The following is a 25,796-nucleotide window of genomic DNA, read 5'->3' as shown; positions in this document are numbered from 1 at the left end:
TCCGGAGTACACCATGACCGCAAGGACCGTTTCAACTCACTGTCACTATGTGGACGCAGAGTGACAGTGAGCACGTCAACGTGATCGGGCTCCCGCGCTCGCCTCCGCCTTGGTCGGTGGCCCGCCGAGCGCCGTCTCGGCCGCCGAGTACAGGTCGGCCGGGCGGACTCCGCTCAGCGCCGTGACGAGGTGACCGTCGGGCCGTACGAGAAGGACCGTGTGCGGGGCCGCGCCCGGGTACTCCTCGGCGACCAGGAGCTCGGCGGAGTGCGGCAGCGCGGTCACCGCGGCGGCCAGCCGGGGCATGATTCCGGCGGTCACCCAGTGCTTGCGCTCCCACACCCCGGTACCCGGCGCGACCAGGACGACGAGCAGCGCGCCCCGGCCGAGGCGCTCGCGCAGCCGAACGAACGAGCCGTCCTCGGCGGTGACCCGCACATCGGCGACCGAGGCACCCGGCAGGGTGTCGACGGGCACCTCCCCTTCGAGGTGCCGGGGCGCGAGGGGCGAGTCGGCGTACGCCCCCGGCGCACCGAGCGGGCCGCGCCCCAAGTGACCGTCCGTGAGCAACGTGTCGTGGCCGCGCGCCGAGCCGGGCACGACCGCGCGCAGGCCTCCGCCGCCGCGCAGCAGCGGCAGGGCCTGGTCGGCGGCGCGCAGCCGTCCGGCGACGACCGCGCGCCGCTCGGCCTGGTAGCTGTCCAGAAGTGCTTCGTGCGGCCCGTGGTGCCAGGCCAGGGCCAGCTTCCAGGCGAGGTTGTCGGCGTCCCGGAGACCCTCGTCGAGCCCCTGTGTGCCGAGCGCCCCGAGACAGTGCGCCGCGTCCCCGGCGAGGAAGACCCGGCCCACGCGCCAGCGGCGGGCGAGGCGGTGGTGCACGGTGTGGACACCGGTGTCGAGGAGTTCGTACGACGGTGTCGAGCCACCCGTCCAGCCCGCGAGGGTCTCCCGGACGCGGGCCACCAGGAGCTCGGGCGTGACCAGGTCCTTGCCAGGCGGCAGCAGCCAGTCCAGGCGCCACACGCCCTCGGGGAGCGGGCGGGCGGTGATCTCCCCGGCCGACGGCCCTGACGTCCGCCAGGGCGGCGTCCGGTGCAGCAACGCGCGGTCCTCCCACGGGAGTTCGGTGCGCAGCGCGGCGACCGCGTGGCGCTCCACCGCCGTACGGCCCGGGAAGCGGATGTCCTGGAGCTTGCGCACGGTGGAGCGCGGGCCGTCGCAGCCGACCAGGTAACTGCCGCGCCACCAGGTGCCCTTGGCGCCGCGGGTGTGGGCGGTGACGCCGGAGGGCTCCTGCTCGATGGAGTCGAGGCGGCTGTCCGTGGCGAGCTTGACCAGCCGCTGCTCGGTGAGGGCCGCGCGCAGGGCGTTCGTCAGGACGTGCTGGGCGAGGTGCAGGGGTGCGTCCGCGGCCTCCTCGAAGTCGACCTCGCGCATCACCTGCTTGCGGCGCATCGACCGCCATCCGGCCCAGTGCGCGCCCAGCCCCGTGACCGGCACACCGGTCAGTCGCGTCATGAGGGCGGCGGTGTCCTCGTGCAGTACGGCCGTACGGGCCAGGCGGGGTTCGTCCTTGCCGGGGCCCTCGTCGAGGACCACGGAGGGGACCTCCTGACGCGCCAGCGCCAGGGCGAGCGTGAGCCCGACGGGCCCCGCTCCGACGATGATCACCGGGTCCACGACGTGGCGCCCCCTGCCCGCGGCGGAGTCCTGGGGAACGTATGTGAACAGGAGGTTGGGGCAGGGTGCACGATCACAGAACGTATGCAACCCATTGCCGGTGCTTGCGTCAAGTGACGGAGGGCAGTGGCGATCATGCCGCTGCCCTCCGTGTGCCTCACACCAGTTGACGGAGTGTCAGGCAGAGGCCCCTGTTCCGTAGCCGCCGCCCACCTCGGCCGCGTTGAGGTCGTCCACGTCGTCCGCGCCCAGCACCGCGCCCGTGCTCTTCTTGCTGCGCCGCAGCCTCTGCTCCAGCCAGCTCGCGAAGCTGGTGAGGATGAAGTTGACGACGATGAAGATGACCGCCACGACGATGAAGCTGGGAATGACGTTGGCGTAGTTGGCCGCCAGCGTGCTGCGGGAGTTGAGCAGTTCGGTGAAGCCCAGCATCACGCCGCCCAGCGCGGTGTCCTTCACGATGACGACCAGCTGGCTGACGATCGCCGGCAGCATCGCCGTGACGGCCTGCGGAAGCAGGATGTTGGTCATCGTCTGGCCCTTGCGCAGACCGACCGCGTAGGCCGCCTCCGTCTGCCCCCGCGGCAGGGAGAGGATGCCGGCCCGGACGATCTCGGCGAGCACCGACGCGTTGTAGAGCACCAGTCCGGTGACAACGGCGTACAGGGGCCGCTGTTCGCTGGAGACGTCCGTGGAGCGGACGTAGAACTCGTTGGCGAACAGCATCAGCAGCAGCACCGGGATGGCCCGGAAGAACTCGACCACCGTTCCGGCCGCGCCCCGCACCCAGGCGTGGTCGGACATGCGGGCGATACCGAAGACCGCGCCCAGCGGAAGGGCGATCACCATGGAGATCGCGGCGGCCTTCAGGGTATTGCCGAGGCCGGGCAGGAGGTAGGTCGTCCAGGCCTCGCTGGTGGTGAAGGGTTCCCAGAGGTTCCACTCCAGCTGGTTCTTGTCGTCCATCTTCTGCCACACCCACCACAGGAGGAGGGCGAGGAGAAGGGTGAAGACGACCGACAGGATGATGTTGCGCCGTTTGGCGCGGGGTCCCGGAGTGTCGTAGAGGACCGAGCTCATCGCTTCACCGCCAGTCGCTTGCTCAGCCAGCCGAGGAGCAGGCCCATGGGCAGGGTCAGTACCACGAAACCGAAGGCGAAGACCACGCCGATGAGCAGCGTCTGAGCCTCGTTCTCGATCATTTCCTTCATGAGGTACGCGGCCTCGGCGACACCGATCGCCGCGGCCACGGTGGTGTTCTTGGTCAGCGCGATCAGTACGTTGGCCAGCGGGCCGATGACCGAGCGGAACGCCTGGGGCAGCACGATCAGACGCAGGGTCTGGCTGAAGTTCAGCCCGATCGCGCGGGCCGCCTCGGCCTGTCCGAGCGGCACGGTGTTGATGCCGGAGCGGATCGCCTCGCAGACGAAGGCGGCGGTGTAGACGACGAAACCGAGAACCGCCAGCCGAAAGCCCTGGACCTTGAAGTCGTCGGACGCGCCCATCGTCACACCGAAGATGTCGGCGAGACCGAGCGAGGTGAAGATGATGATGACCGTCAGGGGGATGTTCCGGACGATGTTGACGTAGGCCGTACCGAACCCGCGCATCAGCGGGACCGGGCTGACCCGCATCGCGGCCAGCAGGGTGCCCCAGATCAGGGAACCGAGGGCGGACAGGGCGGTGAGTTTCACCGTCATCCAGAACGCCCCGAGGACGTCGTAGCCTTCAAGAAAGTCGAACACGATCTCCCGCGCTTCCGGGTGTGTGGCCTGTGGACGGGCGCGGCGCGCCGCCGCCCTGATCGCGGCGGGCGGCGGCGCGCCGGTGGAACCCTGCGTTACTTGACGATCACGCCGATCTTCGGGGCGGGCTCGTTCTTGTAGCCGGCCGGACCGAAGTTCTTGTCGACCGCCTTCTGCCAGGAGCCGTCGCTGACCATCTTCTCCAGGGCGGCGTTGACCTTGTTCACGGTCGCCGTGTCGCCCTTCTTCACGCCGATGCCGTAGTTCTCGTTGCTCAGCTTGAGACCGGCGAGCTTGAACTGACCCTTGTACTTGTCCTGGGCGGCGAAGCCCGCGAGGATCGAGTCGTCCGTGGTCAGCGCGTCGACGGCACCGCTCTGCAGGGCGGCGACGCACTCCGAGTAACCGGAGTTCTCGCGCAGGTTCGCCTTCGGGGCGAAGTCCTCCTTGACGTTCTGCGCCGAGGTGGAGCCGGTCACCGAGCACAGGTTCTCGCCGTTGAGGTCCGTGGCCTCGCTGATCTTCGAGTCCTTCTTGACCAGCAGGTCCTGGTGGGCCAGCAGGTACGGGCCGGCGAAGTCGACCTTCTGCTTGCGCTCGTCGGTGATCGAGTAGGTGGCCGCGATGAGCTTCACGTCGTTGCGGGCGAGCGCGTTCTCACGGTCGGCGCTCTTGGTCTCGACCCACTCGATCTGGTTCGGCTCGTAGCCCAGCTGCTTGGCCACGTACGTCGCCACGTCCACGTCGAAGCCCGAGAAGGAACCGTCGGGCTCCTTCAGACCGAGGCCCGGCTGGTCGTACTTGATACCGATCTTGATCTTGCCGCCACCGCCGCCACTGGAACTCGAGCTCGAGTCGTCCTTGCTGTCCCCACCGCAGGCGGTCGCGGACAGGGCGAGGGCGAGAACGGCTGCCGAGGCGGCGGTGACCTTGCGGAGCTTCATGGTGAACATCCTTTGGGTGGTGAAGAGATGAGAGCCGTCGGTGGTCGGTCCGGGTGGCACGTCAGTGGTGCAGGATCTTCGACAGGAAGTCCTTGGCACGGTCGCTGCGCGGGTTGCTGAAGAACTGGTCGGGCGCAGCCTCCTCGACGATCCGGCCGTCCGCCATGAACACCACGCGGTTTGCGGCCGATCGTGCGAAACCCATCTCGTGCGTGACGACGATCATCGTCATGCCGTCGCGGGCAAGCTGCTGCATGACCTCCAGCACCTCGTTGATCATCTCAGGGTCGAGCGCCGACGTGGGCTCGTCGAAGAGCATGACCTTCGGGTCCATCGCCAGGGCCCGCGCGATGGCGACCCGCTGCTGCTGGCCGCCGGACAGCTGGGCGGGGTACTTGTCGGCCTGCGTGGTGACGCCGACCCGGTCGAGCAGGGCGCGCGCCTTCTCCTCGGCCTTGGCCTTGTCGGCCTTGCGGACCTTGATCTGGCCCAGCATCACGTTCTCGAGCACGGTCTTGTGCGCGAAGAGGTTGAACGACTGGAAGACCATGCCGACGTCGGCGCGCAGCCGGGCCAGCTCCTTGCCCTCCTGGGGCAGCGGCTTGCCGTCGATGGCGATCGACCCCGTGTCGATCGTCTCCAGGCGGTTGATGGTGCGGCACAGGGTGGACTTCCCGGACCCCGAGGGTCCGATGACCACGACGACTTCGCCGCGGGCAATCGTCAGGTCGATGTCCTGGAGTACGTGCAACGCGCCGAAGTGCTTGTTGACGCTCTTCAGGACGACCAGCTCGCCGGTGGGGACCGCGTCTTCCTTGGCCACCGATACTTCGGTCATCGCTCTCTGGCTCCGTCCTCCTCGGTTTCGGAGGACAGTAGTAACCCCATGCGACCAGCGTCATCAGTATTGAGGGGAATCTGAGCATCACGATCCGATAGCAATCGGACACGTGTCGTAGCAGTTGTGACCAGTGCGCATATCGGCCGGGTAACGGAACCGCGGCGCAACCGGAACGCCCTTGACGCCGTCCACATCCATCAGCATGACTGCACGATGCGCATGCGTGCAGGCACACGCGCATTTGTGGCTGTTCGCCACATATTCAGATAGTACGTCCGATGGACCAAAGGGGGCGCCGGGGTGAGACTTCTCCTCGTCGAGGACGACAACCACGTGGCCGCCGCGCTGTCCGCGGTACTGGCCCGGCACGGTTTCGACGTCACGCACGCCCGCAGTGGCGAGGAGGCCCTTCAGGCGCTCGTCCCGGAGAGCGACGGCTTCGGGGTCGTGCTCCTGGACCTCGGACTGCCGGACCAGGACGGCTACGAGGTGTGCGGCAAGATCCGCAAGCGCACCAGCACCCCGGTCATCATGGTCACCGCGCGCTCCGACGTACGCTCCCGCATCCACGGCCTCAACCTCGGCGCCGACGACTACGTGGTCAAGCCGTACGACACGGGGGAGCTCCTCGCCCGCATCCACGCCGTCAGCCGGCGCACCGCGCACGAGGACGTCCCCGGCGGCGGGGACACCGCGCTGCTCCTCGGCACCGTGCGCATCGAGCTGCCGACCCGTCAGGTCACCGTGGACGGTACGGTCGTCCAGCTCACCCGCAAGGAGTTCGACCTGCTCGCGCTGCTCGCCCAGCGGCCCGGCGTGGTCTTCCGGCGCGAGCAGATCATCAGCGAGGTCTGGCGCACCAGCTGGGAGGGGACGGGCCGCACGCTGGAGGTGCATGTGGCGTCCCTGCGCGCCAAACTGCGCATGCCGGCCCTGATCGAGACCGTGCGGGGCGTCGGGTACCGCCTGGTCGCTCCCGCGGCGTGAGCGGGGTCCGGGACCGGCGAGTGGTGCGAGGAGAGGGACGGACGGTGGCTGTGAAGGCGGGTGGGTGCGGGAGCGGCGCTGCCCGCGGGAGTGGTGGCGCGTGTGTCCGCGTGAGCCGTGACGCTCGGGTCCGAGGGAGTGGTGGCGCGAGTGTCCGGGCGCGGCGCGGTCTGTCGGCCGGGTCGTAGGGGATTCCGTGCGGACACGTCTTCTCCCGTTGCTCATCGTCCTGATGGCGGCCGTGCTGATGGCCCTCGGCGTACCGCTCGCTGTCGGCGTGGCCGCGGCGCAGCAGCAGAAGGTCGTCGTCGACCGCATCGACGACACCGCGCACTTCGCCGCGCTCGCCCAGTTCGTCACCAGCACCTCCGACGAGCGCCTGGAGACCCTGAGGGCCGAACTCACCAGCTACTACAAGGTCTACGGCATTCGTGTCGGTGTCTTCTACGACGGTGAGCTGCCGATGGCCACGGCACCCGGGGGGTGGCGGGTCCCCCAACAGGGTGAGGTGCGCGACGCGTTCGGTGAGGCGCTGCTCAGCCGCCGCAGCCAGGACCCCAAGCAGGTGTGGCCCTGGCAGCGCGGCCAGCTGGTCGTCGCGTCTCCGGTGATCCGGGACGGGGACGTCATCGCGGTCGTCGTCACCGACTCGCCCACCGGGCCCATGCGTTCGCGCATTCTGCAGGGCTGGCTCGTCATCTTCGCGGGCGAACTCGCCGCCATGCTGCTGGCCGTGGGCGCCGCGCTCCGGCTGACCGGGTGGGTGCTCCGGCCCGTGCGGGTCCTCGACGCCACCACGCACTCGATCGCGAGCGGGGCCCTGAAGTCCCGCGTCGCCGTCGCCGGAGGGCCGCCCGAACTGCGGCGCCTGGCCAAGTCGTTCAACGAGATGGCGGACAACGTCGAGGACGTGCTGGAGCAGCAGCGGGCCTTCGTCGCCGACGCCTCACACCAGTTGAGGAATCCGCTCGCCGCCCTGCTGCTGCGCATCGAGCTGCTCGCCTTCGAACTCCCCGAGGGCAACACCGAGATCGCCTCCGTGCAGGCCGAGGGCAAGCGGCTGGCCCAGGTCCTCGACGACCTGCTCGACCTCGCGCTCGCCGAGCACACCGAGGCGGATCTGAGGATCACCGACATCGGGGAGCTCACCGCGGAGCGCGTCGCCGCCTGGACGCCGACCGCCGAGGCCAAGGGGGTGCGGCTGGTGGGGAGTTGCCCGCCCACCACCGCCTGGGCCGACCCCGTCACCCTGTCCAGCGCCCTCGACGCGGTCATCGACAACGCGCTCAAGTTCACGCCTCAGGACGAGACGGTGCAGGTGACGGTGGGGGCGGACGGGGACACGTCCACGGTTGTGGTGGCCGACCACGGGCCCGGCCTCAGCGATGAGGAACTCTCGCGGGTGGGGGACCGCTTCTGGCGCAGCGGGCGGCATCAGAACGTCAAGGGGTCCGGGCTCGGGCTGTCCATCTCGCGGGCGCTGCTGGCGGCGGGCGGCGGGGCGATCTCGTACGGTCACCACGAGCCGCACGGGCTGGTGGTGACGGTGGCTGTGCCTCGTAGTCGGCCCATGGGCTGAGGTCTGCTGTGGCCTGGGGTCTAGTACGGACTGAGGTCTGGTACGGCCTGAGGTCTGGTACGGAGGTCTGGTACGGCCCGAGGTCTGGTACGGCTTGAGGCTGCTACGGCTTGACCGAGCGGTAGTAGCTGCGGGCGCCGTCGTGGAGGGGGACCGGGTCGGTGTAGATCGCCGTCCGTACGTCGACCAACTGGGCGGAGTGGACGTCGTGGCCGATGCCGTCCCTGCTTCTGATCACGGTCCGGGTGAGCCACTCGGTGAGCCTGGGGTCCATGTCCTTGCGGGTGATCAGCAGGTTGGAGACGGCCATCGTCGGCACGGTCTTGTTGTCCTGGACGGCCGGGTACGCCGACGCCGGCATGTTCGTGGCGCGGTAGTAGCGGGTGGAGTCGCCCTCCGAGTGCAGTTTCGCCACGAGGGACGGCTCGATCGGGATGAAACGGAAGTCGAAACGCTTGGCGAGCTCTGTCAGGCCGTCGGTGGGCAGGCCGCCCGACCAGAAGAACGCGTCCAGGCCGTGGCCGAGGAGCTTGGGGCCGGTGTCGATGCCCTCGGCCCTCGGCCGGATGTCCTTGTCCGGGTCGATGCCGGCGGCCTTGAGCACGCGGTCTGCTATCAGCCGTACGCCGGAGTCGGCGGCGCCGATGGAGACACGCTTGCCCTTCAGGTCCTTCACGGATCGGATGTCCGAGTCGGCCGGGACGATGAGCTGGACGTAGTCGTCGTAGAGGCGGGCGACTCCGCGGAGCTGGTCGGCGCCGGGGGCGCCGTTCTGCTGGTAGGTCTCTACGGCGTCGGCCGCGGCGATGGCGAAGTCGGCCTGTCCGTTCGCCACGAGTTTGACGTTCTCCTGGGAGCCCGCGCTGGTCTCCAGCTTCACGTTCAGGTCTGGCATGTCCTTGTGGATCGCCTTGCGCAGGAGGTCGCCGTACTTCTGGTAGACGCCTGCGCGGGTGCCTGTGCGGAAGGTGATCGTGCCGCTCGGGGGGTCCTCGCCGAGGGGGAGCAGCCACCACAGGAGCAGACCGAGGGCGACGAGGGTGGCGGCCGCGGTCTGGAGCGCCTGTGCCTGGCGGCGGCTGAGGCGGGACGGCTTGGGCATGCGGTGATCCTGCCAGGGGAGCGTGGGGGCTGGCCAGGGGGTTCGGCTGCGTTCGGTTGTGGGGCGGGTGCGGGGCCGGTGGGGGCTGGTGTTGTGCGCAGTTCCCCGCGCCCCTGAGGTGCCTGCGGCGGCCTGTTGCGGTTCGGTGGGGGCGTGTGTAGCGCGTTGGGTTCGGTGGGTGGGTCGGGGCCGGGGTGGGGGGTATCCGTCCTCGGTCCGGCGGCTCGGTTCCTTGAGCAGGGCTCTGTGATGGACGCCGGCCGCTGCGGGCGGACACCCCCCACCCCGTCCCCTTGCCGCCGTACGCGGCTGACGGCCCATCGTGGCGCGCGGGGCGGGGAACGGTCCGTCGCGGCGGGGGAGCGGGGAAGGGTGCGTGGTGCGCGAGGTGGTTGGCGGTCCGTTGTGGTGCAGGCCGGCTGCAACCCCTTAGGGGCGCGGGGAACTGCGCGACCAGCCCCCCACCGGGCCGCGGCCGCCACACGGCATCGCGAGGCACTTCCCTGGGCGCCCGGCCCAAGCCCAGCGCAGCTGTCCGCGGGGAACTGCGCGACCAGCCCCCACTGACCCGCACCCGCCCAACAACCGAACCCGGCACCCCCGATAGGCGCCCGGCCCAAGCCCAGCGCAGCTGCCCGTGCGACCAGCCCTCACCGACCCGCACCCGCCCGACAACCCCACCCGGCACCCCCTGACGCGCCCGGCTCTCGAACATCCGCAGCACACGAGTTAGCCTCCGCCCATGGCAAACGGGCAGTGGTACCCAGCGGAATGGCCGGACCGTATCCGCGCGCTCGCGGACGGCACACTGCAGCCCGCGGAGCCCAGACGCGCCGCCACCGTGATGCTGTTGAAGGACACGGCGACCGGGACCGTCGTGCACATGTTGCGCAGACGTGCCTCCATGGCGTTCGCGGGAGGGGCGTACGCCTACCCCGGCGGCGGCGTCGACCCCCGTGACGACGAGCACCAGATCCACTGGGCGGGCCCCACGCGCGCGTGGTGGGCCGAGAGGCTCGGCGTGGACGAGACGACGGCTCAGGCGATCGTGTGCGCGGCCGTGCGGGAGACGTACGAGGAGGCCGGCGTGCTGCTCGCCGGGCCGACGGCCGAGTCGGTGGTCGGGGACACCACGGGCGCGGAGTGGGAGGCCGACCGTGCCGCTCTCGTCGCGCGGGATCTGTCCTTCGCGGAGTTCCTGGAGCGCCGGGGTCTCGTGCTGCGGTCGGATCTGCTCGGGGCCTGGACACGCTGGATCACACCCGAGTTCGAACCCCGGCGATACGACACATGGTTCTTCGTCGCCGCCCTCCCGGAGGGGCAGCGCACCCGTAACGCCTCCACGGAGGCCGACCGTACGGTGTGGATCCGGCCCCAGGACGCGGCGGACGGCTATGACAAGGGCGAGCTGCTGATGATGCCGCCCACCATTGCCACGCTGAGGCAGCTCACCGCGTACGGCACCGCCTCCGACGCGCTCGCCGCCGCGCCCGCGTGTGACCTGACCCCGGTGCTCGCGCAGGCCCGGCTGGAGGACGGCGAGATCGTGCTCTCCTGGCCGGGGCACGACGAGTTCACCAAACACATCCCGACCGGTGGAGCCCCCGCATGACCGACGCCGCAGCCCTCCCCGGCCAGCCACGGGGCGGAGCCCTCTCGGGCCCCGCCACCGCACGGGCCGTCAACGTCCTCGCGCCCAACGCCTCCGCGATGACCCTGGACGGGACCAACACCTGGATCCTGTCCGAGCCGGACTCGGAGCTGGCGGTCGTGGTCGATCCCGGTCCGCTCGACGAGGGGCATCTGCGTGCCGTCGTCGACACCGCCGCGGCCGCCGGAAAGCGCGTCGCGCTCACACTGCTCACCCACGGCCACCCCGACCACGCCGAGGGCGCCGTCCGTTTCGCCGGGCTGACCGGCACCAAGGTGCGGGCCCTCGACCCGGCGCTGCGGCTGGGGGAGGAGGGGCTCGGTGCCGGGGACGTGGTGCGCGTCGGCGGGCTGGAGCTGAGGGTCGTGCCGACTCCGGGGCACACCGCCGACTCGCTGTGCTTCCATCTCCCGGCCGATCAGGCCGTCCTGACCGGTGACACCGTCCTGGGGCGCGGAACGACCGTGGTGGCCCATCCCGACGGCCGCCTGGGCGACTATCTGGACTCCCTGCGACGGCTGAGGTCCCTGACCGTGGACGACGGCGTCCACACCGTCCTGCCCGGCCACGGGCCCGTCCTGGAGGACGCCCAGGGTGCCGTCGAGTTCTATCTCGCCCACCGGGCCCACCGGCTCGCCCAGGTCGAGACGGCCGTGGAGAACGGATACCGGACGCCCGAGGCCGTCGTAGAACATGTGTACGCGGACGTGGACCGCTCCCTGTGGCCCGCCGCCGAGCTGTCGGTGCGGGCTCAGCTGGAGTACCTGGAGGAGCACGGGCTCATCTAGGGGTCTTCGTGCCGTGCACGCGCGTGTACTCGTCCGCGAGCCAGGGGCCCAGATCGTCGACGTACGTCCGGAGTACGGCCCGGTCCGGGGTCGGGGTGTGGCCCAGGACGGCCGCGGTGCGGAGCTGGTCGGCGCGTTCCGGGTAGTACGCGCCGAAGATCTCCGCCATCTCGCGCAGGTCGCTCGTCCAGCCGTTCCAGCGGGGCATGACCAGGGTGAACGCGGTGCGGACCAGGTGGCGGGACATGAAGCGGACGAGGCGGGCCCGGGTCTCGTCCGAGTCCGCCGTCTCGATCCGTTCGCGCCAGCGCGGGAGCAGGAGGGCCAGGTCACCGTTGGTCTCGCGGGCCAGGAGGGAGTCGGGGCGGTAGCGGGGGAGGTACTCGGCCAGGTCGTCGCCGAGCAGCGGGGTGCAGAGGCAGGCCACGAACCAGCCCAGGTCGTGGCGCTCCAGCTCGCTCAGCAGGAGATCGCGGCCGTACAGCAGCGTTCCGACGCCGTCGATCTGCGGGAACTCCTTGTCGAGCGCCTCCCCGAGCGCCCGTACGGCTTCCCGGTCCGCGTCGGTCGGTTCGTCGCGCAGGGCGAGCAGGAGGTCGAGGTCGCTGCGGCCCACGCGCGCGGTGCCGCGCGGGATCGAGCCGTAGAGGTACGCGCTGTGCAGCCTCGGCCCGAACAGGTCGAGCACCCGGTCGCGCGCGGCCGCGACGACAGGGCGGAAGGGGTGCGGGATCCGTCCCAGGGAGCCCTTGCGCTCGATGTAGCCCTGGGCGTCGAGTCCCTTGGGGGAGACGGGGGGAACGGTTTCGGCGGCCATGCGGATCACTGTGCCCGGGGGAGAGCCGGGGGACAGCTCATTTACGGCTCGGGGCGGGCCGTGTGGGGCCGAACGTGGTCGGTCGGGGCCGGCCTTCCGTGACCCGGTGATGCATGAAGGGCCCCGCCGCGCGGCGGGGCCCTTCCACGTCGTACGACGATCCGCGCTCAGCGCGAGCGCTTGGCGAGCCTCTCGACGTCCAGGAGGATGACCGCGCGGGCCTCCAGGCGCAGCCAGCCGCGCTGGGCGAAGTCGGCGAGGGCCTTGTTGACCGTCTCGCGGGAGGCGCCGACCAGCTGGGCCAGCTCCTCCTGCGTGAGGTCGTGGACGACGTGGATGCCCTCCTCGGACTGCACGCCGAAGCGGCGGGAGAGGTCCAGCAGGGCGCGGGCCACGCGGCCGGGGACGTCCGAGAAGACCAGGTCGGACATGGCGTCGTTGGTGCGGCGCAGCCGGCGGGCGACGGCGCGCAGGAGCGCGGTGGCCACCTCGGGGCGGGCGTTCAGCCAGGGCTGGAGGTCGCCGTGGCCGAGGCCCAGCAGCTTGACCTCGGTCAGCGCGGTGGCGGTCGCGGTGCGCGGGCCCGGGTCGAACAGGGACAGTTCGCCGATGAGTTCGCCGGGGCCGACCACGGCGAGCATGTTCTCGCGGCCGTCGGGGGAGGTGCGGTGGAGCTTGACCTTGCCCTCGGTGACGACGTAGAGCCGGTCGCCCGGGTCGCCCTCGTGGAACAGGGAGTCGCCTCGCGCGAGGGTCACCTCACTCATGGAGGCGCGCAGTTCCGCGGACTGCTCGTCGTCGAGTGCCGCGAAGAGCGGGTTGCGCCGCAGAACGTCGTCCACGAGTTCTCTCCTTGTCGACCTGCTCAGGGGATCTTGTTCCCCCTTGGTACCAGGGGAACCCGGTGCCCATTTTGCCGGACGGTCCAAACAGTGTGATCTGTCACAAGGATGCCGCACACATGTCCCCGGGTAAGCGGCAGGGGTCCAATTGGGGGCCGGTCTCCGGGGTCCGGGGCGGATGTCAGTGCCGGGCTCTAGGCTGGCCGGGTGTCCAAAACGCCGGTGAGAGCACAGGCCGAGGGGGCTGGGCGGGTGGTTGCCCGTCGAGATTCCGCTGTGGGCGAACAGGACGCCGGCGGTGGAAAGAAAGCGGCAAAAGCGGCAGGGAAGGTTCCGGTGAGTACGGCTAAGAAAGCCACGAAGGCTGCGGCTGAGAAAGCCACGAAGGCTGCGGCGAAGAGGACCGCCGAGGCTCCGGTCGAGGCGGTCGCGAAGGCCCCGGCCAAGAAGGCGGTCGTCGCTCCCAAGAAGGCCGCCGTGAAGAAGGCCGCTCCGGCGAAGACCGTCGTCCCGAAGCCACCGCGGAACGAGTCGCGCACCGCCCTCGTCCGCCGCGCCCGCCGGATCAACCGCGAGCTCGCCGAGGTGTTCCCGTACGCCCACCCCGAGCTGGACTTCGAGAACCCCTTCCAGCTGATCCTGGCGACGGTCCTGTCCGCGCAGACCACCGACCTGAGGGTCAATCAGACGACCCCCGCGCTCTTCGCCAAGTACCCCACCCCCGAGGACCTGGCCGCGGCCAACCCCGAGGAGGTCGAGGAGATTCTCCGGCCGACCGGGTTCTTCCGGGCCAAGACCAAGTCGGTCATAGGGCTGTCGAAGTCCCTCGTGGAGAACTTCGGCGGTGAGGTCCCGGGGCGGCTCGAAGACCTCGTCGAGCTCCCCGGTGTGGGCCGCAAGACCGCCTTCGTCGTGCTCGGCAACGCCTTCGGACGGCCCGGGATCACCGTCGACACGCACTTCATGCGGCTGGTCAGGCGCTGGCAGTGGACCGCCGAGACCGACCCCGACAAGATCGAGACCGCCGTCTCCGCGCTCTTCCCGAAGAGCGAGTGGACGGACCTCTCACACCACGTCATCTGGCACGGCCGCCGCATCTGCCACGCCCGCAAACCCGCCTGCGGCGCCTGCCCCATCGCCCCTCTCTGTCCGGCGTACGGCGAGGGCGAGACGGACCCGGAGAAGGCGCGAAAGCTCCTCAAGTACGAGAAGGGCGGCTTCCCCGGACAGCGCCTGAACCCGCCGCAGGCCTACCTGGACGCGGGCGGGAAGGCGGCGCCGCCGTTGGGGGCCGCTGGGTGAGGGTGCGGGTGGCGTGGGCGGTTCAGGCGACCGCCAGGGGTGCTCATACGGTGCCGTCCGTGGGCTCACCATGGCCGGGCCGGTGCGGCGGACGCCGTAGGGCGGAAGACCTGCGCTGGTCGGAAGAACCGGGCCGGTGGGGACGTTCGTGCTCAGTGACTCGTGCGGCGCGCTCGATGCGCCCGGAACGATCTAGGGCCCGTCGGGCGTTGGGCAGTGCAGGACGACGGGGGTGGCGATGACGCGGGCGAGCAATACGCAGGGTGGGCCGGTGACGGTCAGTCGGGAGGGGCTGCCCGGCTGGCTCGACCCTGTCGTGCACGCCGTGGAGACGGTCGAGCCGCGGCAGCTGAGCCGCTTCCTGCCGCCGGAGGACGGCGCGGGGCGGCAGTCGGCCGTCCTGATCCTGTTCGGCGAGGGCGAGCGCGGCCCCGAGCTGCTGCTCATGGAGCGGGCGAGCTCGCTGCGGTCGCACGCGGGCCAGCCCTCGTTCCCCGGCGGCGCGCTCGACCCGGAGGACGGCGACCCGAAGGGCGACGGACTGCTCAGGGCCGCCCTGCGCGAGGCCGAGGAGGAGACCGGCCTCGACCCCGCCGGTGTCCAGCTCTTCGGCGTGCTGCCGAAGTTGTACATCCCGGTCAGCGGCTTCGTGGTGACCTCGGTCCTCGGCTGGTGGCGCGAGCCGAGCCCGGTCGGGGTCGTCGATCCGAACGAGACGGCCCGCGTCTTCACCGTACCCGTGGCGGATCTCACGGATCCGGACAACCGTGTGACGACCATCCATCCCAGCGGTCACCGAGGTCCGGCATTCCTGGTCGAATCGGCCCTGGTGTGGGGCTTCACCGCCGGAATCATCGACCGGCTGCTGCACTTCGCGGGCTGGGAGCGCCCGTGGGACCGCGAGAAGCGGGTCCCGCTCGACTGGCGCTCATGACAGGGTGGCGTCCGTGAACGTGCTGGACATCCTGTTGCTGGTCGCCGCCGTGTGGTTCGCGATCGTCGGCTATCGCCAGGGCTTCGTCGTCGGCATCCTGTCGGTGATCGGCTTCCTGGGCGGTGGTCTCGTCGCCGTCTACACGCTCCCCGTCATCTGGGACGCGGTGACCGACCACGCGGAGGTCGGCACGGTGGCCGCCGTGGTCGGCGTGGTCGTCGTCATCGTCTGCGCCTCCGTCGGCCAGGCTCTGACCACCCATCTGGGCAACAAGCTGCGCCGGTACATCACCTGGTCCCCGGCCCGCGCCCTGGACGCCACCGGCGGCGCCCTCGTCAACGTCCTCGCGATGCTCCTGGTCGCCTGGCTGATCGGCGCCACCCTCGCGCAGACCACGATGCCGACGGTCGGCAAGGAGGTCCGCGGCTCCAAGGTGCTGCTCGGCGTGCAGGAGGCGCTGCCCTCCGACGCCGACACCTGGTTCAAGGACTTCACCTCGGTCCTCGCGCAGAACGGCTTCCCGCAGGTCTTCAGCCCGTTCTCCAACGAGCCCATCAAAGAGGTCCAGCCGCCCGACCCCAAGCTCGCGAACAGCGCCGTGGCCACCCGCGCCCAGCGCTCCATCGTCAAGGTCATGGGCACCGCGCAGAGCTGCGGCAAGGTCCTGGAGGGCACCGGCTTCGTGTTCGGCGACCGCCGCGTCATGACCAACGCGCATGTCGTCGGCGGCGTCGACGAGCCCACCGTCCAGATAGGCGGCGAGGGCAGGAAGTACGACGCCACGGTCGTCCTCTACGACTGGGAGCGCGACATCGCCGTACTGGACGTGCCCGATCTGAAGGCGCCCGCGCTGCGGTTCACGTCGAAGGACGCGGCCGGCGGGGACAGCGCGATCGTCGCGGGGTTCCCGGAGAACGGCTCGTACGACGTCCGCTCCGCGCGCGTGCGCGGGCGCATCGACGCCCACGGACCGGACATCTACCACCGCGGCACCGTCAGCCGTGATGTCTACTCCCTCTACACGACCGTCCGCCAGGGCAACTCCGGCGGGCCGCTGCTCACCCCGGAGGGCGAGGTGTACGGCGTGGTCTTCGCGAAGTCGCTCGACGACGCCGACACCGGGTACGCGCTCACCGCGGACGAGATCCAGGAGGACATCGCCAAGGGGCGCACCGCGAACCAGCAGGTGGACAGCGACAGCTGCGCGCTGTGAGAGGTGTCGGAAGAGAGGCGCGTCAGCCTCGGGGATGACGCAGCCGTACCGAGACCCAGCGGGCCCGGCGGCGCAGGATGCGCGGAATGCCCACCCTCAGGTCCGCGCCGCCCGGCATGTGCGGGGCACCGCCCTGATGATGGGAGCTCAGGCCACCGCCCGAGCGCCGATTGCGTGCTGCGTCACTGTAGTCGTGCGTCCAGCCCATACCCCGACGTCTGCCCCTGCCCCAAGGTCGATAACCGCCCCCACGCCCCCCAATTGGCCTATGCGCCGGGCAAGTGGCCGTTCGTAGGACAGGTGTTCAGGTCCGGATACCGTTCGCGACGGAACGGTCACCGATCGGGTTCGGGATCCTTCAGCCAGTTGATCAGTTCGGTCGAGAAAGCGACCGGATCCTCCTCGTGCGGGAAGTGCCCGAGACCGTCGAACAGCCGCCAGCGGTACGGCGCTTCGACGTACTCCCCGGACCCCGCGGCGCTCCGTGTGCGCATCACCGGGTCGAGCGAGCCGTGCAGATGCAGCGTCGGCACCCGCACCGGCCGCTTCATGCGCCGGTTGAACTGGATGCCGTCCGGGCGGGCCAGCGAGCGCACCATCCAGCGGTACGGCTCGACGGAGCAGTGCGCCGTGGAGGGGATGCACATCGCCGCGCGGTACGTCTCCACCGCCTGGTCGTCCGGCAGGCGCGGTCCCGACCAGTCCCGGATCAGCTCGGCCACCAGCGCGCCGTCGTCCGCGGTCAGCCGGCGCTCCGGGATCCAGGGCCGCTGGAACCCCCAGATGTAGGAACCGGCACGCGTCTGCTTGACGTCCGAGAGCATCGCCGAGCGCCAGCGCCGGGGGTGCGGCATCGAGGCGACCGCGAGCCGCCGGACCAGCTTGGGGCGCATCGCGGCCGCCGTCCACGCCAGATAGCCGCCCAGGTCATGGCCGACCAGGGCGGCGTCCGGCTCACCCAGCGAGCGGATCACGCCGGTGACGTCCAGGGCGAGGTTGGCGGGGTCGTAGCCGCGCGGGGTGCGGTCGCTGCCGCCGACCCCGCGCAGGTCCATGGCCACGGCCCGGAAGCCGGCCTCGGCGAGCGCCTCCAGCTGGTGCCGCCAGGTCCACCAGAACTGCGGGAAGCCGTGCAGGAACATCACCAGCGGCCCGTCACCCAGTTCGGCGATGTGGAAGCGCGCCCCGTTGGCGGCCACGTCCCGGTGCGTCCAGGGGCCGTCGGGCCGTACGAGGGAAGCGGGCTGCTGCGCCGAGGGGCCGGCTGGATCGGTCATGACGACGAGCGTGCCACAGCCTCGATGGCCTTCGTGTTTCGGACCCGCTCCTCAAGGACCTTGTTGTCGCTGCCGGGGCGCGGGTGCGGCTTGGCGTTCTGCAGCACGCCCGCCGTCTCCTTCATCGACGCGGCGACCTTCTGCGGGCCCTTGCTCTTCTGTGCCTTCTTCGCGAAGACGACGCCGATCAGCGCGAGGACCAGCGCGACCAGCACGTTGGCGGCGAAGGACAGCAGGAAGCAGACCGCGAGGTTCCAGTCGCTCCAGGTCCGGATGCCGTACGCCAGGGCGAAGTTCAGCATCGGCAGGGAGAACAGCAGGACCGCGCCGGCCACGCTGAACGCGCCACCGCTCATCGCGCCCCGTTTGACGTCCTGCTTGAGCTGAGCTTTCGCCAGCGCGATCTCGTCGTGCACCAGCGCCGACATCTCGGTCGTCGCCTGGGCGAACAGCTGGCCGATGCTGCGTTCGGCGCCGACCGGGCTGCCGTCGGGTGCGCTCATCGCGGTCTCCCTCATTCCGACCAAGTGCGTATGGTCTCGTCCTTTTGTACCGTCCCGTCAGATCATGCCGGACGGTCGTCGTCCTCGCCTGCCCCGCCCGCCACTTCGGCAAGCCGCGCGTGCTCCGCGGCCTTCAGTTCGGCGATCCGGCGGTGCTCGGCGGCCTTGCGGTCGTAGATCGCCGCCATCCGCAGGTGATACTCCGGATCGTCCTCCTCGTAGACGTCCGGGATGCCGTCGAGGTCGTCGTCGCGCTCCTCGGTGTCGTACAGCCTGCGGTACTTGGCGTTGCGCAGCTTCAGCAGCACGGTCGCGAGGGTCGCCGCGATGAGCGAGCCGACCAGTACGGCGGCCTTGACCTCGTCGGTCATCGTGGCGTCGCCGTCGAAGGCGAGCTCCCCGATGAGCAGCGAGACGGTGAACCCGATGCCGGCCAGGGTGGCCACCGCGAACACGTCGGCCCACGCCAGGTCGTCGCTGAGCGAGGCCCGGGTGAAGCGGGCGGTCAGCCAGGTCCCGCCGAAGATGCCGAGCGCCTTGCCGACGACCAGCCCGAGCACCACGCCCAGCGTCTCCGGCTGCGTGAACACCTCGCCGAGCGCGCCGCCGGAGACGGAGACACCCGCGCTGAACAGGGCGAACAGGGGGACCGCCAGGCCCGCCGAGAGCGGTCGTACGAGATGCTCGATGTGCTCACCCGGGGAGTGCTTCTCGTCCTCCCTGGTGGTGCAGCGCAGCATCAGGCCCATCGCGACGCCCGCGATGGTGGCGTGGACCCCGCTGTTGTACATCAGCGCCCAGATCACCAGCGCGAGCGGGACGTAGACGTACCAGCCGTGTACGCCCTTCCGCAGCAGCAGCCAGAAGACCGCGAGGCCGACCACCGCGCCGCCGAGCGCGGCGAAGTCGATGTCCGCGGTGAAGAAGACCGCGATGATCAGGATCGCGAAGAGGTCGTCGACGACGGCGAGGGTGAGCAGGAAGGCGCGCAGGGCGCTCGGCAGCCAGGTGCCGATGACCGCGAGCACGGCGAGCGCGAAGGCGATGTCGGTGGCGGTGGGCACGGCCCAGCCGGCCGGCGAGCCGCCGCCGGTGACGTTGGTGAGCGTGTAGACGAGCGCCGGTACGGCCATCCCGCACAGGGCCGCGACCACGGGCAGCGCGGCCGCCCTGGGGTCCTTCAGGTCACCGGCGACGAGCTCGCGCTTGAGTTCGATGCCGGCCACGAAGAAGAAGATCGCGAGGAGTCCGTCGGCGGCCCAGTGCTCGATCGACAGGTCGAGTCCGAGGGCCGCGGGGCCCAGGTGGTAGTGGCTGACGCTCTCGTAACTGTCGTGCAGCGCGGGGACGTTCGCCCAGACCAGCGCGGTGACCGCGGCGATGAGCAGCAGCACACCGCCGACCGTCTCGGTGCGCAGCGCGTCCGCGACGAAGGTCCGCTCGGGGAGGGAGAGCCGTCCGAGGACCTTGCGAGTCGGCGCGGGCATGAGGGTGACCTCCGGTCGGTGGGCAGGGCGGGGCTACTCGCCGACCAGACTTCCCGGCACACCTTGAGGATCACGTTGTTTTGTTTACTTTACCTAAAAGGGGTGCCCGGCGCGTTTCCGTGCCGGGCACCCCCCTTCTGGAACGGGTCAGTCCTCGCTGGGCGCCGCCGGCAGCTTGGCCTGGATGAGGTCCATGACCGTCGAGTCCGTCAGCGTCGTCACGTCACCGAGCTGGCGGTTCTCGGCGACGTCCCGCAGCAGTCGGCGCATGATCTTGCCGGAGCGCGTCTTCGGCAGTTCCTGCACCGGCAGGATCCGCTTTGGCTTGGCGATCGGGCCGAGGGTGGCGCCGACGTGGTTGCGCAGGTCGGCGACGAGGCTCTCGTCCTCGGCGTTCGCCGTGCCGCGCAGGATCACGAAGGCGACGATGGCCTGCCCGGTCGTCTCGTCGGCGGCACCGACGACGGCGGCCTCGGCGACCGAGGGGTGGGACACCAGCGCCGACTCCACCTCCGTCGTGGAGATGTTGTGGCCGGAGACGAGCATGACGTCGTCGACCCGGCCCAGCAGCCAGATGTCGCCGTCGTCGTCCTTCTTCGCGCCGTCACCCGCGAAGTACTTGCCCTCGAAGCGTGACCAGTACGTGTCGAGGAAGCGCTGGTCGTCGCCCCAGATGGTGCGCAGCATCGACGGCCACGGCTCGGTCAGGACCAGGTAGCCGCCACCGCCGTTGGGGACTTCCTGAGCCTCGTCGTCCACCACGGTGGCCGAGATACCGGGCAGCGGGGTCTGGGCGGAACCGGGCTTGGTCGCGGTCACGCCCGGCAGCGGCGAGATCATCATCGCGCCGGTCTCGGTCTGCCACCAGGTGTCCACGATCGGCGTGGTGTCGGCACCGATGTGCTTGCGGTACCAGATCCAGGCCTCGGGGTTGATGGGTTCACCGACCGAGCCGAGGACGCGCAGGCTGGACAGGTCGAACTTCGCGGGGATGTCGTCGCCCCACTTCATGAACGTACGGATCGCCGTGGGCGCCGTGTACAGGATCGTCACCCCGTACTTCTGCACGATCTCCCAGAAGCGGCCCTGGTGCGGGGTGTCCGGGGTGCCCTCGTACATGACCTGGGTGGCGCCGTTGGCGAGCGGGCCGTAGACGATGTACGAGTGCCCGGTGACCCAGCCGACGTCCGCGGTGCACCAGTAGACGTCGGTCTCCGGCTTGAGGTCGAAGACGGCGTGGTGGGTGTACGCGGCCTGGGTGAGGTAACCGCCGGAGGTGTGCAGGATGCCCTTCGGCTTACCCGTCGTACCGGACGTGTACAGGATGAACAGCGGCTGCTCGGCGTCGAACGCCTCGGGGGTGTGCTCGTTCGGCTGCCGGTCCACGAGCTCGTGCCACCACACGTCCCGGCTGTCGTTCCAGGCGACCTCCTGGCCGGTACGGCGCACCACGAGCACGTGCTCGACATTGCCGGCCTTGTCGGCGGCCTCGTCGACGGCGGGCTTGAGCGCGGACGGCTTGCCGCGGCGGTAGCCGCCGTCGGTGGTGATGACCACCTTGGCGTCCGCGTCCTGGATGCGGGTGGCGAGCGCGTCCGCCGAGAAGCCGCCGAAGACCACGGAGTGCGCGGCGCCGATCCGGGCGCAGGCGAGCATCGCGATCGCCGTCTCGGGGATCATCGGCATGTATACGGCGACCCGGTCGCCCTTCTCGACTCCCAGCTCCAGCAGGGCGTTGGCGGCCTTGGAGACCTCGTCTTTGAGCTCGGCGTAGGTGATCGCGCGGCTGTCGCCGGGCTCGCCCTCGAAGTGGATGGCGACCCGGTCGCCGTTGCCCGCCTCGACATGCCGGTCGACGCAGTTGTACGCCACGTTGAGCTCGCCGTCCTTGAACCACTTGGCGAACGGCGGGTTCGACCAGTCCAGCGTCTCGGTCGGCTCCTTGGCCCAGCTCAGTCGGCGGGCCTGCGCGGCCCAGAAACCCAGCCGGTCAGCCTTGGCCTGCTCATACGCCTCCGCGGTGACGTTGGCGTTCGCCGCCAGGTCGGCGGGTGGCGCGAACCTGCGCTCTTCCTTGAGCAGGTTGGCCAGGCTCTCGTTGCTCACGGCATCTGCCTTTCCCAGGGTGTCCGTTGTGTCCCAGGCCACAGCTCATCAGACCAGGGATGCGATGACAAGGGTCGACCTGTAATTGGTTTAGACCTGTCGGATGTCGAGTCCGGCAGCCGAGGTCATTCGTACCCACGTACGCCGACCAGGCAGAGTTCAGCACTTGTAACGCCTTTCACACTCCCGCCCAAGTACGGGTGAAGGGGCCATCGGCGAAGGGAGCTTGCGTGGAAGGCATACGGGGTGGGCCGCGGGAGGCGGCTCGCGACCCACAGCTCTTCGAGGACTTCTACCGGCGCCATGTGGACGCGACGACATCCTTCGTGGCCCGGCGTGTCGCGGATCCGCACACCGTGGCCGACCTCACCGCCGAGATCTTCCTGGCGGTCCTGGACTCGGCCCACACCTACCGCCCCTCCCGGGGCAGCGAACGGGCCTGGCTGTACGGCATCGCGCGCAACGTGGTCTCTTCCGAGCGCCGTCGGGTCGCCCGCGAGTCCGAGCGTGACCGGCGCATCTCCGGCCGACGGCTGCTGGAGCCCGACGACATCGCCCGCCTGGAGGACAAGCTCGACGCCGAGAGCCCGGGCCGCCGCGCCCTGGCCGCGCTGGAACGGCTCCCCGCGGGGGAGAGAGCCGTCCTGGAACTGATCGCGGTCGACCAGCTGACGGTTTCCGAGGCCGCCGGCGCACTGGGCATCACCCAGGTCACGGCCCGAGTACGGCTGCACCGGGCGCGCAGGTCAATGCGCGGGGCGGCGGGTGGGCCCACCGACGGACCCCTCGGCACATCCCTGTCATACGTCACCGGAGGAACCGGGGGAGAGGCATGACCACCAGGACGACCTTCGAGGACCGGCTGCTGGCAGAACTGCGCCGCGAGATCGACCTGCGCGCGGACGCCCGTACGACGGACGCGGCGCCGACGTCCCAGTGGCGCCGCCGCCTCACGGCCCTCACCGTGCCGAGGCTCGGCCTCGTCGCCCTGGCCTGCGCCGCTGTCGCGGGCGCCTGGGTGCTGATGCCGGGCTCCCCCGCCGAAAGCCCGGCCTACGCGGTGGTGTCGCACCCGGACGGGAGCGTGACGGTCACCATGAATGACTTCGGCCTCGGCGGCACCCTGCCGGACGGCCTCGTCGAACGGCTCAAGGAGAACGGCATCCACGTGGTCGTGGATGAACCCCCGAACGGCTATGAGTGCACCGAGCCCCGGGGGAAGGGGGTCCCGAACCGCTCCGGTCCGAGCGAGGGCCCCAGCTGGGTGTTCGACCTGCGGCGCGGGGACTCCCTGGTCCTCGAAAAGCTGGGGCAGCGCCGGCCCGACGGGAATTTTCAGCGGGTCACCGGCTACCTCTTCGTCCGCGGTGAGGTCACCCCGTGCCATCCGATTCCCGCCCCGGAGCCCAGCCCGGCTCAGACGTCCGGTCTCCGCTGAGCAGGGGGTGGGCGCGCTGTTGCTTCAGCGCGCCCAGGGGCTTCGGCTACGCAGGGCTGTGCAGGCCCTCCGCATCGCTCACATGGCCGAACACCGCTGTGCCGGACGCCTCGGTGAGCAGATACGACTGCGCCTCGCCCACATGGAAGTACATGCCGTGCAGCTCCAACTCCCCGTCCCCCAGGGCCCGGGCGACCGAGTCGTGGGCGCTGAGGTGCTCCAACTGCTGCACCACGTTGGTCAGGCTGAGCTGCTCGACCGCGTCGGCGGGGGCCCGCCCGGCCAGCTTCGCCCACGGTCGGCCGTCGTCGGCCATCCGCTCCAGACTCGGCAGGCCGTGCCGCAGCCACCGCTTCAACGGGGTCCGGGTCCCGCCCGGCTCGGAGTTGAGGAGCGCCTGCATGGCCCCGCAGCCGGAGTGCCCGCACACCGTGATGGACCGCACCTTCAGCACGTCCACCGCGTACTCGATCGCGGCCGCCACCGAGTCGTCCCCGCTCTCCTCGCCGGGCAGCGGCACGAGGTTGCCCACATTGCGCACCACGAACAGGTCGCCCGGACCACTGGAGGTGATCATCGAGGTGACCAGCCGTGAGTCGGCGCAGGTGAGGAAGAGCTGGGCCGGCTGCTGGCCCTCGCGAGCCAGCCGGGCAAGCTCCCCGCGCACCAGGGGAGCGGTGTTGCGCTGGAACGCGCTGATGCCACGGGCCAGTTCGCTCGACTCGCGGGACGACGCGCTCGGCGCGTGTGCCGCACCGGGCTCACCCGGTTCATTCGGTGCACCGGGTTCTCCGGCGGGCGGCGCGAAGTTCGGGCGCTCGCACTGGTGGTTGCGCCAGGCCGTCCAGGGGCGGCAGCGGCAGTCGGCCGCATCGGACGGCTCGGCGATGCGTGTGCCCGGTCTGCGCCCGGTCAGCTCGACGGAACCGCCCTGCGCGGTGTGTGTCCTCTGCCAGTCCTGCAGGGCCTCGTACGCCGCGTGGTCCATGAACGATCCGTCCAACTCCACGACGGCGTCGGCCCCTTGGGGTACGAGATGCAGGGCCCGGCTGAGCCGGGGCACCGCGAGGAACGTCAACTGTCCTCGCACATGGACGTGATGGACTCCTTCCCTCTCGTCGTGCGTGATGCGGGTGCGGGTGAGGCGGTGCAGGGCGACCCCGACGGCGACGGCGATCCCCAGGATCACGCCTTCCAGGACGCCGAACAGGATCACGCCGAGGGTGGTGACGGCGTAGACCAGAACTTCCCGGTGGCGGGTCACCGTGCGGATGTGGTGCAGGGACACCATCTGGATGCCGACGGCCATCACCAGGGCGGCGAGCGAGGCGAGCGGGATGAACTCCAGGACGGGGACCATCAGCAGTGCGGCGATCACTACGAGAACGCCGTGCAGCATCGTGGAGTTCCGGCTGACGGCACCGGACTGGACATTCGCCGAACTCCGCACCGCCACACCGGCGACGGGCAGTCCGCCGAGCGTGCCGGAGACGATGTTGGCGGCGCCCTGTCCGAGCAGTTCGCGGTCCAGGTCGGAGCGGCCGACACGGGCGCCGCGGCCGGTGCCGCCGCTCGCGGCGATCAGGTCGGGGCGTCCGGCCACCAGCTTGTCCACGGCGACCGCGCCGAGCAGCGACTGCACGCTGCACACCAGCGTGGTGGTGAGCACGGCGGCGGCGAGGCCCAGTACCGGGCCCTCGGGGAGCCCGGCCAGGGCGTGGCTGCTCCAGGACGGCAGGTCGACCTTGGGCAGGGTCAGTCCGGTCAGCGAGGCGGCGGCGGTGGCTCCGGCGACGGCGACGAGCGCGGCCGGGAGCCGGCGCAGCAGCTGACCGGCCCGGCCGGGGATGCGCGGCCAGAGGAAGAGCAGTGCCAGGGTCAGCGCGCTCACGGACACCGCGGCCGGCTGGACCTGCGCCAACTGGGCGGGCAGACCGCGGAGGTTGGCGAGGACGGAGCTCTGCGGGGTGCCGCCGAGCACGATGTGCAGCTGGGCGACGGCGATGGTGACGCCGATGCCGGCGAGCATGCCGTGCACGATGGCTGGGCTGACGGCGAGCGCGGTGCGGGCCACGCGCAGGCAGCCGAGGCCCAGTTGGGCAAGGCCGGCGAGGACCGTGATCGCGCAGGTCGTCCGCCAGCCGTAGCGGTGGATCAGGTCGGCGGTGACCACGGTGAGTCCGGCGGCGGGGCCGCTGACCTGGAGCGGGGAACCGCCGAGCCGGCCGGCGACGATCCCCCCGACGGCCGCGGCCACCAGACCGGCCTGCAGGGGCGCGCCGGTGGCGAGGGCGATGCCGAGGGACAGGGGCAGGGCGATCAGGAAGACCGCGATCGAGGCCGACACGTCGGCGCCCGCGATGCGGAAGCGGCGGGGCGGGGTCGGCGGCGGACTGTGGGGTCGGTGGATGCGCCTCGTGCGGTTCGAGTCGCTCGGGTCGGTGGGGCGGGTGGGGACGCAGGCTGACATGTTTTCCCGTCTCCTCCGGGGCAGCGCGGTCGCGGAACAGGTGGTCCCCCGTCGAGGCGGGGGGTTGGGTCGCGGCCGTGGGTCACGGCG

At 70.6% G+C, this 25,796-nt stretch carries 23 protein-coding genes; 9 read left to right on the top strand and 14 right to left on the bottom strand.

All coding sequences use genetic code 11. The annotated features are described in order from the left end of the window. Positions 1 to 75: 75 nt before the first annotated feature. The 5 genes from AB0D34_RS35925 to AB0D34_RS35905 form a co-directional block, all read right to left on the bottom strand. Positions 76 to 1,680 (bottom strand): FAD-dependent monooxygenase, encoded by a 1,605-nt coding sequence (locus tag AB0D34_RS35925; RefSeq protein ID WP_362669468.1) that lies wholly within the window; start codon positions 1,678 to 1,680, stop codon positions 76 to 78. A gap of 177 nt (positions 1,681 to 1,857) precedes the next feature. After that, positions 1,858 to 2,760 carry an amino acid ABC transporter permease gene (locus tag AB0D34_RS35920; protein ID WP_362669466.1) on the bottom strand — a complete coding sequence of 301 codons (903 nt, stop codon included), beginning with the start codon at positions 2,758 to 2,760 and terminating at the stop codon, positions 1,858 to 1,860. Further along, positions 2,757 to 3,425 carry an amino acid ABC transporter permease gene (locus AB0D34_RS35915; RefSeq protein WP_362669463.1) on the bottom strand — a complete coding sequence of 223 codons (669 nt, stop codon included), beginning with the start codon at positions 3,423 to 3,425 and terminating at the stop codon, positions 2,757 to 2,759. Before AB0D34_RS35915 ends, AB0D34_RS35920 begins: the two co-directional genes overlap by 4 nt. Before the next feature lie 95 nt (positions 3,426 to 3,520). Next, complete coding sequence (locus tag AB0D34_RS35910; protein ID WP_362669461.1) at positions 3,521 to 4,369, bottom strand: glutamate ABC transporter substrate-binding protein; 849 nt, start codon at positions 4,367 to 4,369, stop codon at positions 3,521 to 3,523. 61 nt (positions 4,370 to 4,430) lie between these two features. Next, positions 4,431 to 5,207 carry an amino acid ABC transporter ATP-binding protein gene (locus AB0D34_RS35905; protein ID WP_362669458.1) on the bottom strand — a complete coding sequence of 259 codons (777 nt, stop codon included), beginning with the start codon at positions 5,205 to 5,207 and terminating at the stop codon, positions 4,431 to 4,433. 303 nt (positions 5,208 to 5,510) lie between these two features. On the opposite strand from AB0D34_RS35905, the gene AB0D34_RS35900 reads away from it, so the two are divergent. Next, the gene (locus AB0D34_RS35900) at positions 5,511 to 6,197 is read left to right on the top strand and encodes a response regulator transcription factor (protein WP_362669455.1); all 687 of its coding nucleotides are present in this window, start codon (positions 5,511 to 5,513) and stop codon (positions 6,195 to 6,197) included. Positions 6,198 to 6,393: 196 nt separating this feature from the next. Then, positions 6,394 to 7,776, top strand: a complete 1,383-nt coding sequence (locus tag AB0D34_RS35895) for a HAMP domain-containing sensor histidine kinase (RefSeq protein ID WP_362669453.1) — start codon at positions 6,394 to 6,396, stop codon at positions 7,774 to 7,776. A 103-nt stretch (positions 7,777 to 7,879) separates the two neighbouring features. On the opposite strand, the gene AB0D34_RS35890 is transcribed toward AB0D34_RS35895, so the two are convergent. Next, a complete protein-coding gene (locus AB0D34_RS35890; protein WP_362669451.1) occupies positions 7,880 to 8,878 on the bottom strand; it encodes a TAXI family TRAP transporter solute-binding subunit in 999 nt (332 codons plus the stop codon). 742 nt (positions 8,879 to 9,620) lie between these two features. Here AB0D34_RS35890 and AB0D34_RS35885 point away from each other — a divergent pair. Both AB0D34_RS35885 and AB0D34_RS35880 read left to right on the top strand, forming a co-directional pair. Beyond that, entirely contained in the window at positions 9,621 to 10,490 is an 870-nt protein-coding gene (locus AB0D34_RS35885; RefSeq protein WP_362669448.1) for an NUDIX hydrolase, read from the top strand. After that, positions 10,487 to 11,317, top strand: coding sequence for an MBL fold metallo-hydrolase (locus AB0D34_RS35880; protein WP_362669446.1), 831 nt, complete (start codon positions 10,487 to 10,489; stop codon positions 11,315 to 11,317). Before AB0D34_RS35885 ends, AB0D34_RS35880 begins: the two co-directional genes overlap by 4 nt. Here the strand turns inward: AB0D34_RS35880 and AB0D34_RS35875 are convergent. Next, positions 11,310 to 12,134, bottom strand: a complete 825-nt coding sequence (locus AB0D34_RS35875; RefSeq protein ID WP_362669444.1) for a nucleotidyltransferase domain-containing protein — start codon at positions 12,132 to 12,134, stop codon at positions 11,310 to 11,312. The two genes, AB0D34_RS35880 and AB0D34_RS35875, sit on opposite strands and share 8 nt — an antisense overlap. Positions 12,135 to 12,301: 167 nt before the next feature. Next, complete coding sequence (locus AB0D34_RS35870) at positions 12,302 to 12,976, bottom strand: Crp/Fnr family transcriptional regulator (RefSeq protein ID WP_015658871.1); 675 nt, start codon at positions 12,974 to 12,976, stop codon at positions 12,302 to 12,304. Between the two features lie 336 nt (positions 12,977 to 13,312). On the opposite strand from AB0D34_RS35870, the gene nth reads away from it, so the two are divergent. From nth to AB0D34_RS35855, 3 genes are all read left to right on the top strand, one after another. Then, positions 13,313 to 14,278, top strand: a complete 966-nt coding sequence (gene nth, locus AB0D34_RS35865; RefSeq protein ID WP_362669442.1) for an endonuclease III — start codon at positions 13,313 to 13,315, stop codon at positions 14,276 to 14,278. Between the two features lie 238 nt (positions 14,279 to 14,516). After that, a complete protein-coding gene (locus AB0D34_RS35860) occupies positions 14,517 to 15,212 on the top strand; it encodes a CoA pyrophosphatase (RefSeq protein WP_362669531.1) in 696 nt (231 codons plus the stop codon). A 13-nt stretch (positions 15,213 to 15,225) separates the two neighbouring features. After that, positions 15,226 to 16,425: a MarP family serine protease gene (locus tag AB0D34_RS35855; protein WP_362669440.1), complete on the top strand. Its 1,200-nt coding sequence runs from the start codon at positions 15,226 to 15,228 to the stop codon at positions 16,423 to 16,425. A gap of 22 nt (positions 16,426 to 16,447) precedes the next feature. Here the strand turns inward: AB0D34_RS35855 and AB0D34_RS35850 are convergent, their stop codons facing one another. The 5 genes from AB0D34_RS35850 to acs all read right to left on the bottom strand — a co-directional run bounded on the left by AB0D34_RS35850 (position 16,448) and on the right by acs (position 21,798). Beyond that, the gene (locus AB0D34_RS35850; protein WP_362669438.1) at positions 16,448 to 16,633 is read right to left on the bottom strand and encodes a hypothetical protein; all 186 of its coding nucleotides are present in this window, start codon (positions 16,631 to 16,633) and stop codon (positions 16,448 to 16,450) included. 127 nt (positions 16,634 to 16,760) lie between these two features. Next, the gene (locus tag AB0D34_RS35845) at positions 16,761 to 17,702 is read right to left on the bottom strand and encodes an alpha/beta hydrolase (protein WP_362669436.1); all 942 of its coding nucleotides are present in this window, start codon (positions 17,700 to 17,702) and stop codon (positions 16,761 to 16,763) included. Then, a complete protein-coding gene (locus AB0D34_RS35840; RefSeq protein WP_362669433.1) occupies positions 17,699 to 18,205 on the bottom strand; it encodes a phage holin family protein in 507 nt (168 codons plus the stop codon). Before AB0D34_RS35840 ends, AB0D34_RS35845 begins: the two co-directional genes overlap by 4 nt. A gap of 62 nt (positions 18,206 to 18,267) precedes the next feature. Further along, positions 18,268 to 19,692 (bottom strand): Na+/H+ antiporter NhaA, encoded by a 1,425-nt coding sequence (nhaA, locus tag AB0D34_RS35835; RefSeq protein WP_362669431.1) that lies wholly within the window; start codon positions 19,690 to 19,692, stop codon positions 18,268 to 18,270. A gap of 147 nt (positions 19,693 to 19,839) precedes the next feature. Next, positions 19,840 to 21,798, bottom strand: coding sequence for an acetate--CoA ligase (acs, locus tag AB0D34_RS35830; RefSeq protein ID WP_362669429.1), 1,959 nt, complete (start codon positions 21,796 to 21,798; stop codon positions 19,840 to 19,842). A 230-nt stretch (positions 21,799 to 22,028) separates the two neighbouring features. Between acs and AB0D34_RS35825 the strand changes: the two genes are divergently transcribed. After that, a complete protein-coding gene (locus AB0D34_RS35825; RefSeq protein ID WP_362669427.1) occupies positions 22,029 to 22,634 on the top strand; it encodes an RNA polymerase sigma factor in 606 nt (201 codons plus the stop codon). Continuing rightward, positions 22,631 to 23,236 carry a hypothetical protein gene (locus AB0D34_RS35820; protein WP_362669425.1) on the top strand — a complete coding sequence of 202 codons (606 nt, stop codon included), beginning with the start codon at positions 22,631 to 22,633 and terminating at the stop codon, positions 23,234 to 23,236. Before AB0D34_RS35825 ends, AB0D34_RS35820 begins: the two co-directional genes overlap by 4 nt. 46 nt (positions 23,237 to 23,282) lie before the next feature. Here AB0D34_RS35820 and AB0D34_RS35815 read toward each other — a convergent pair whose 3' ends face one another. Continuing rightward, positions 23,283 to 25,706, bottom strand: coding sequence for a SulP family inorganic anion transporter (locus AB0D34_RS35815; RefSeq protein WP_362669423.1), 2,424 nt, complete (start codon positions 25,704 to 25,706; stop codon positions 23,283 to 23,285). Between the last annotated feature and the right edge of the window lie 90 nt (positions 25,707 to 25,796).

The sequence above is a fragment of the Streptomyces sp. NPDC048420 genome, from assembly GCF_040651535.1.
GTDB lineage: Bacteria > Actinomycetota > Actinomycetes > Streptomycetales > Streptomycetaceae > Streptomyces.
Note: the sequence above shows the minus strand (reverse complement) of the source record. Positions and strands in the feature narration are given on the sequence as shown.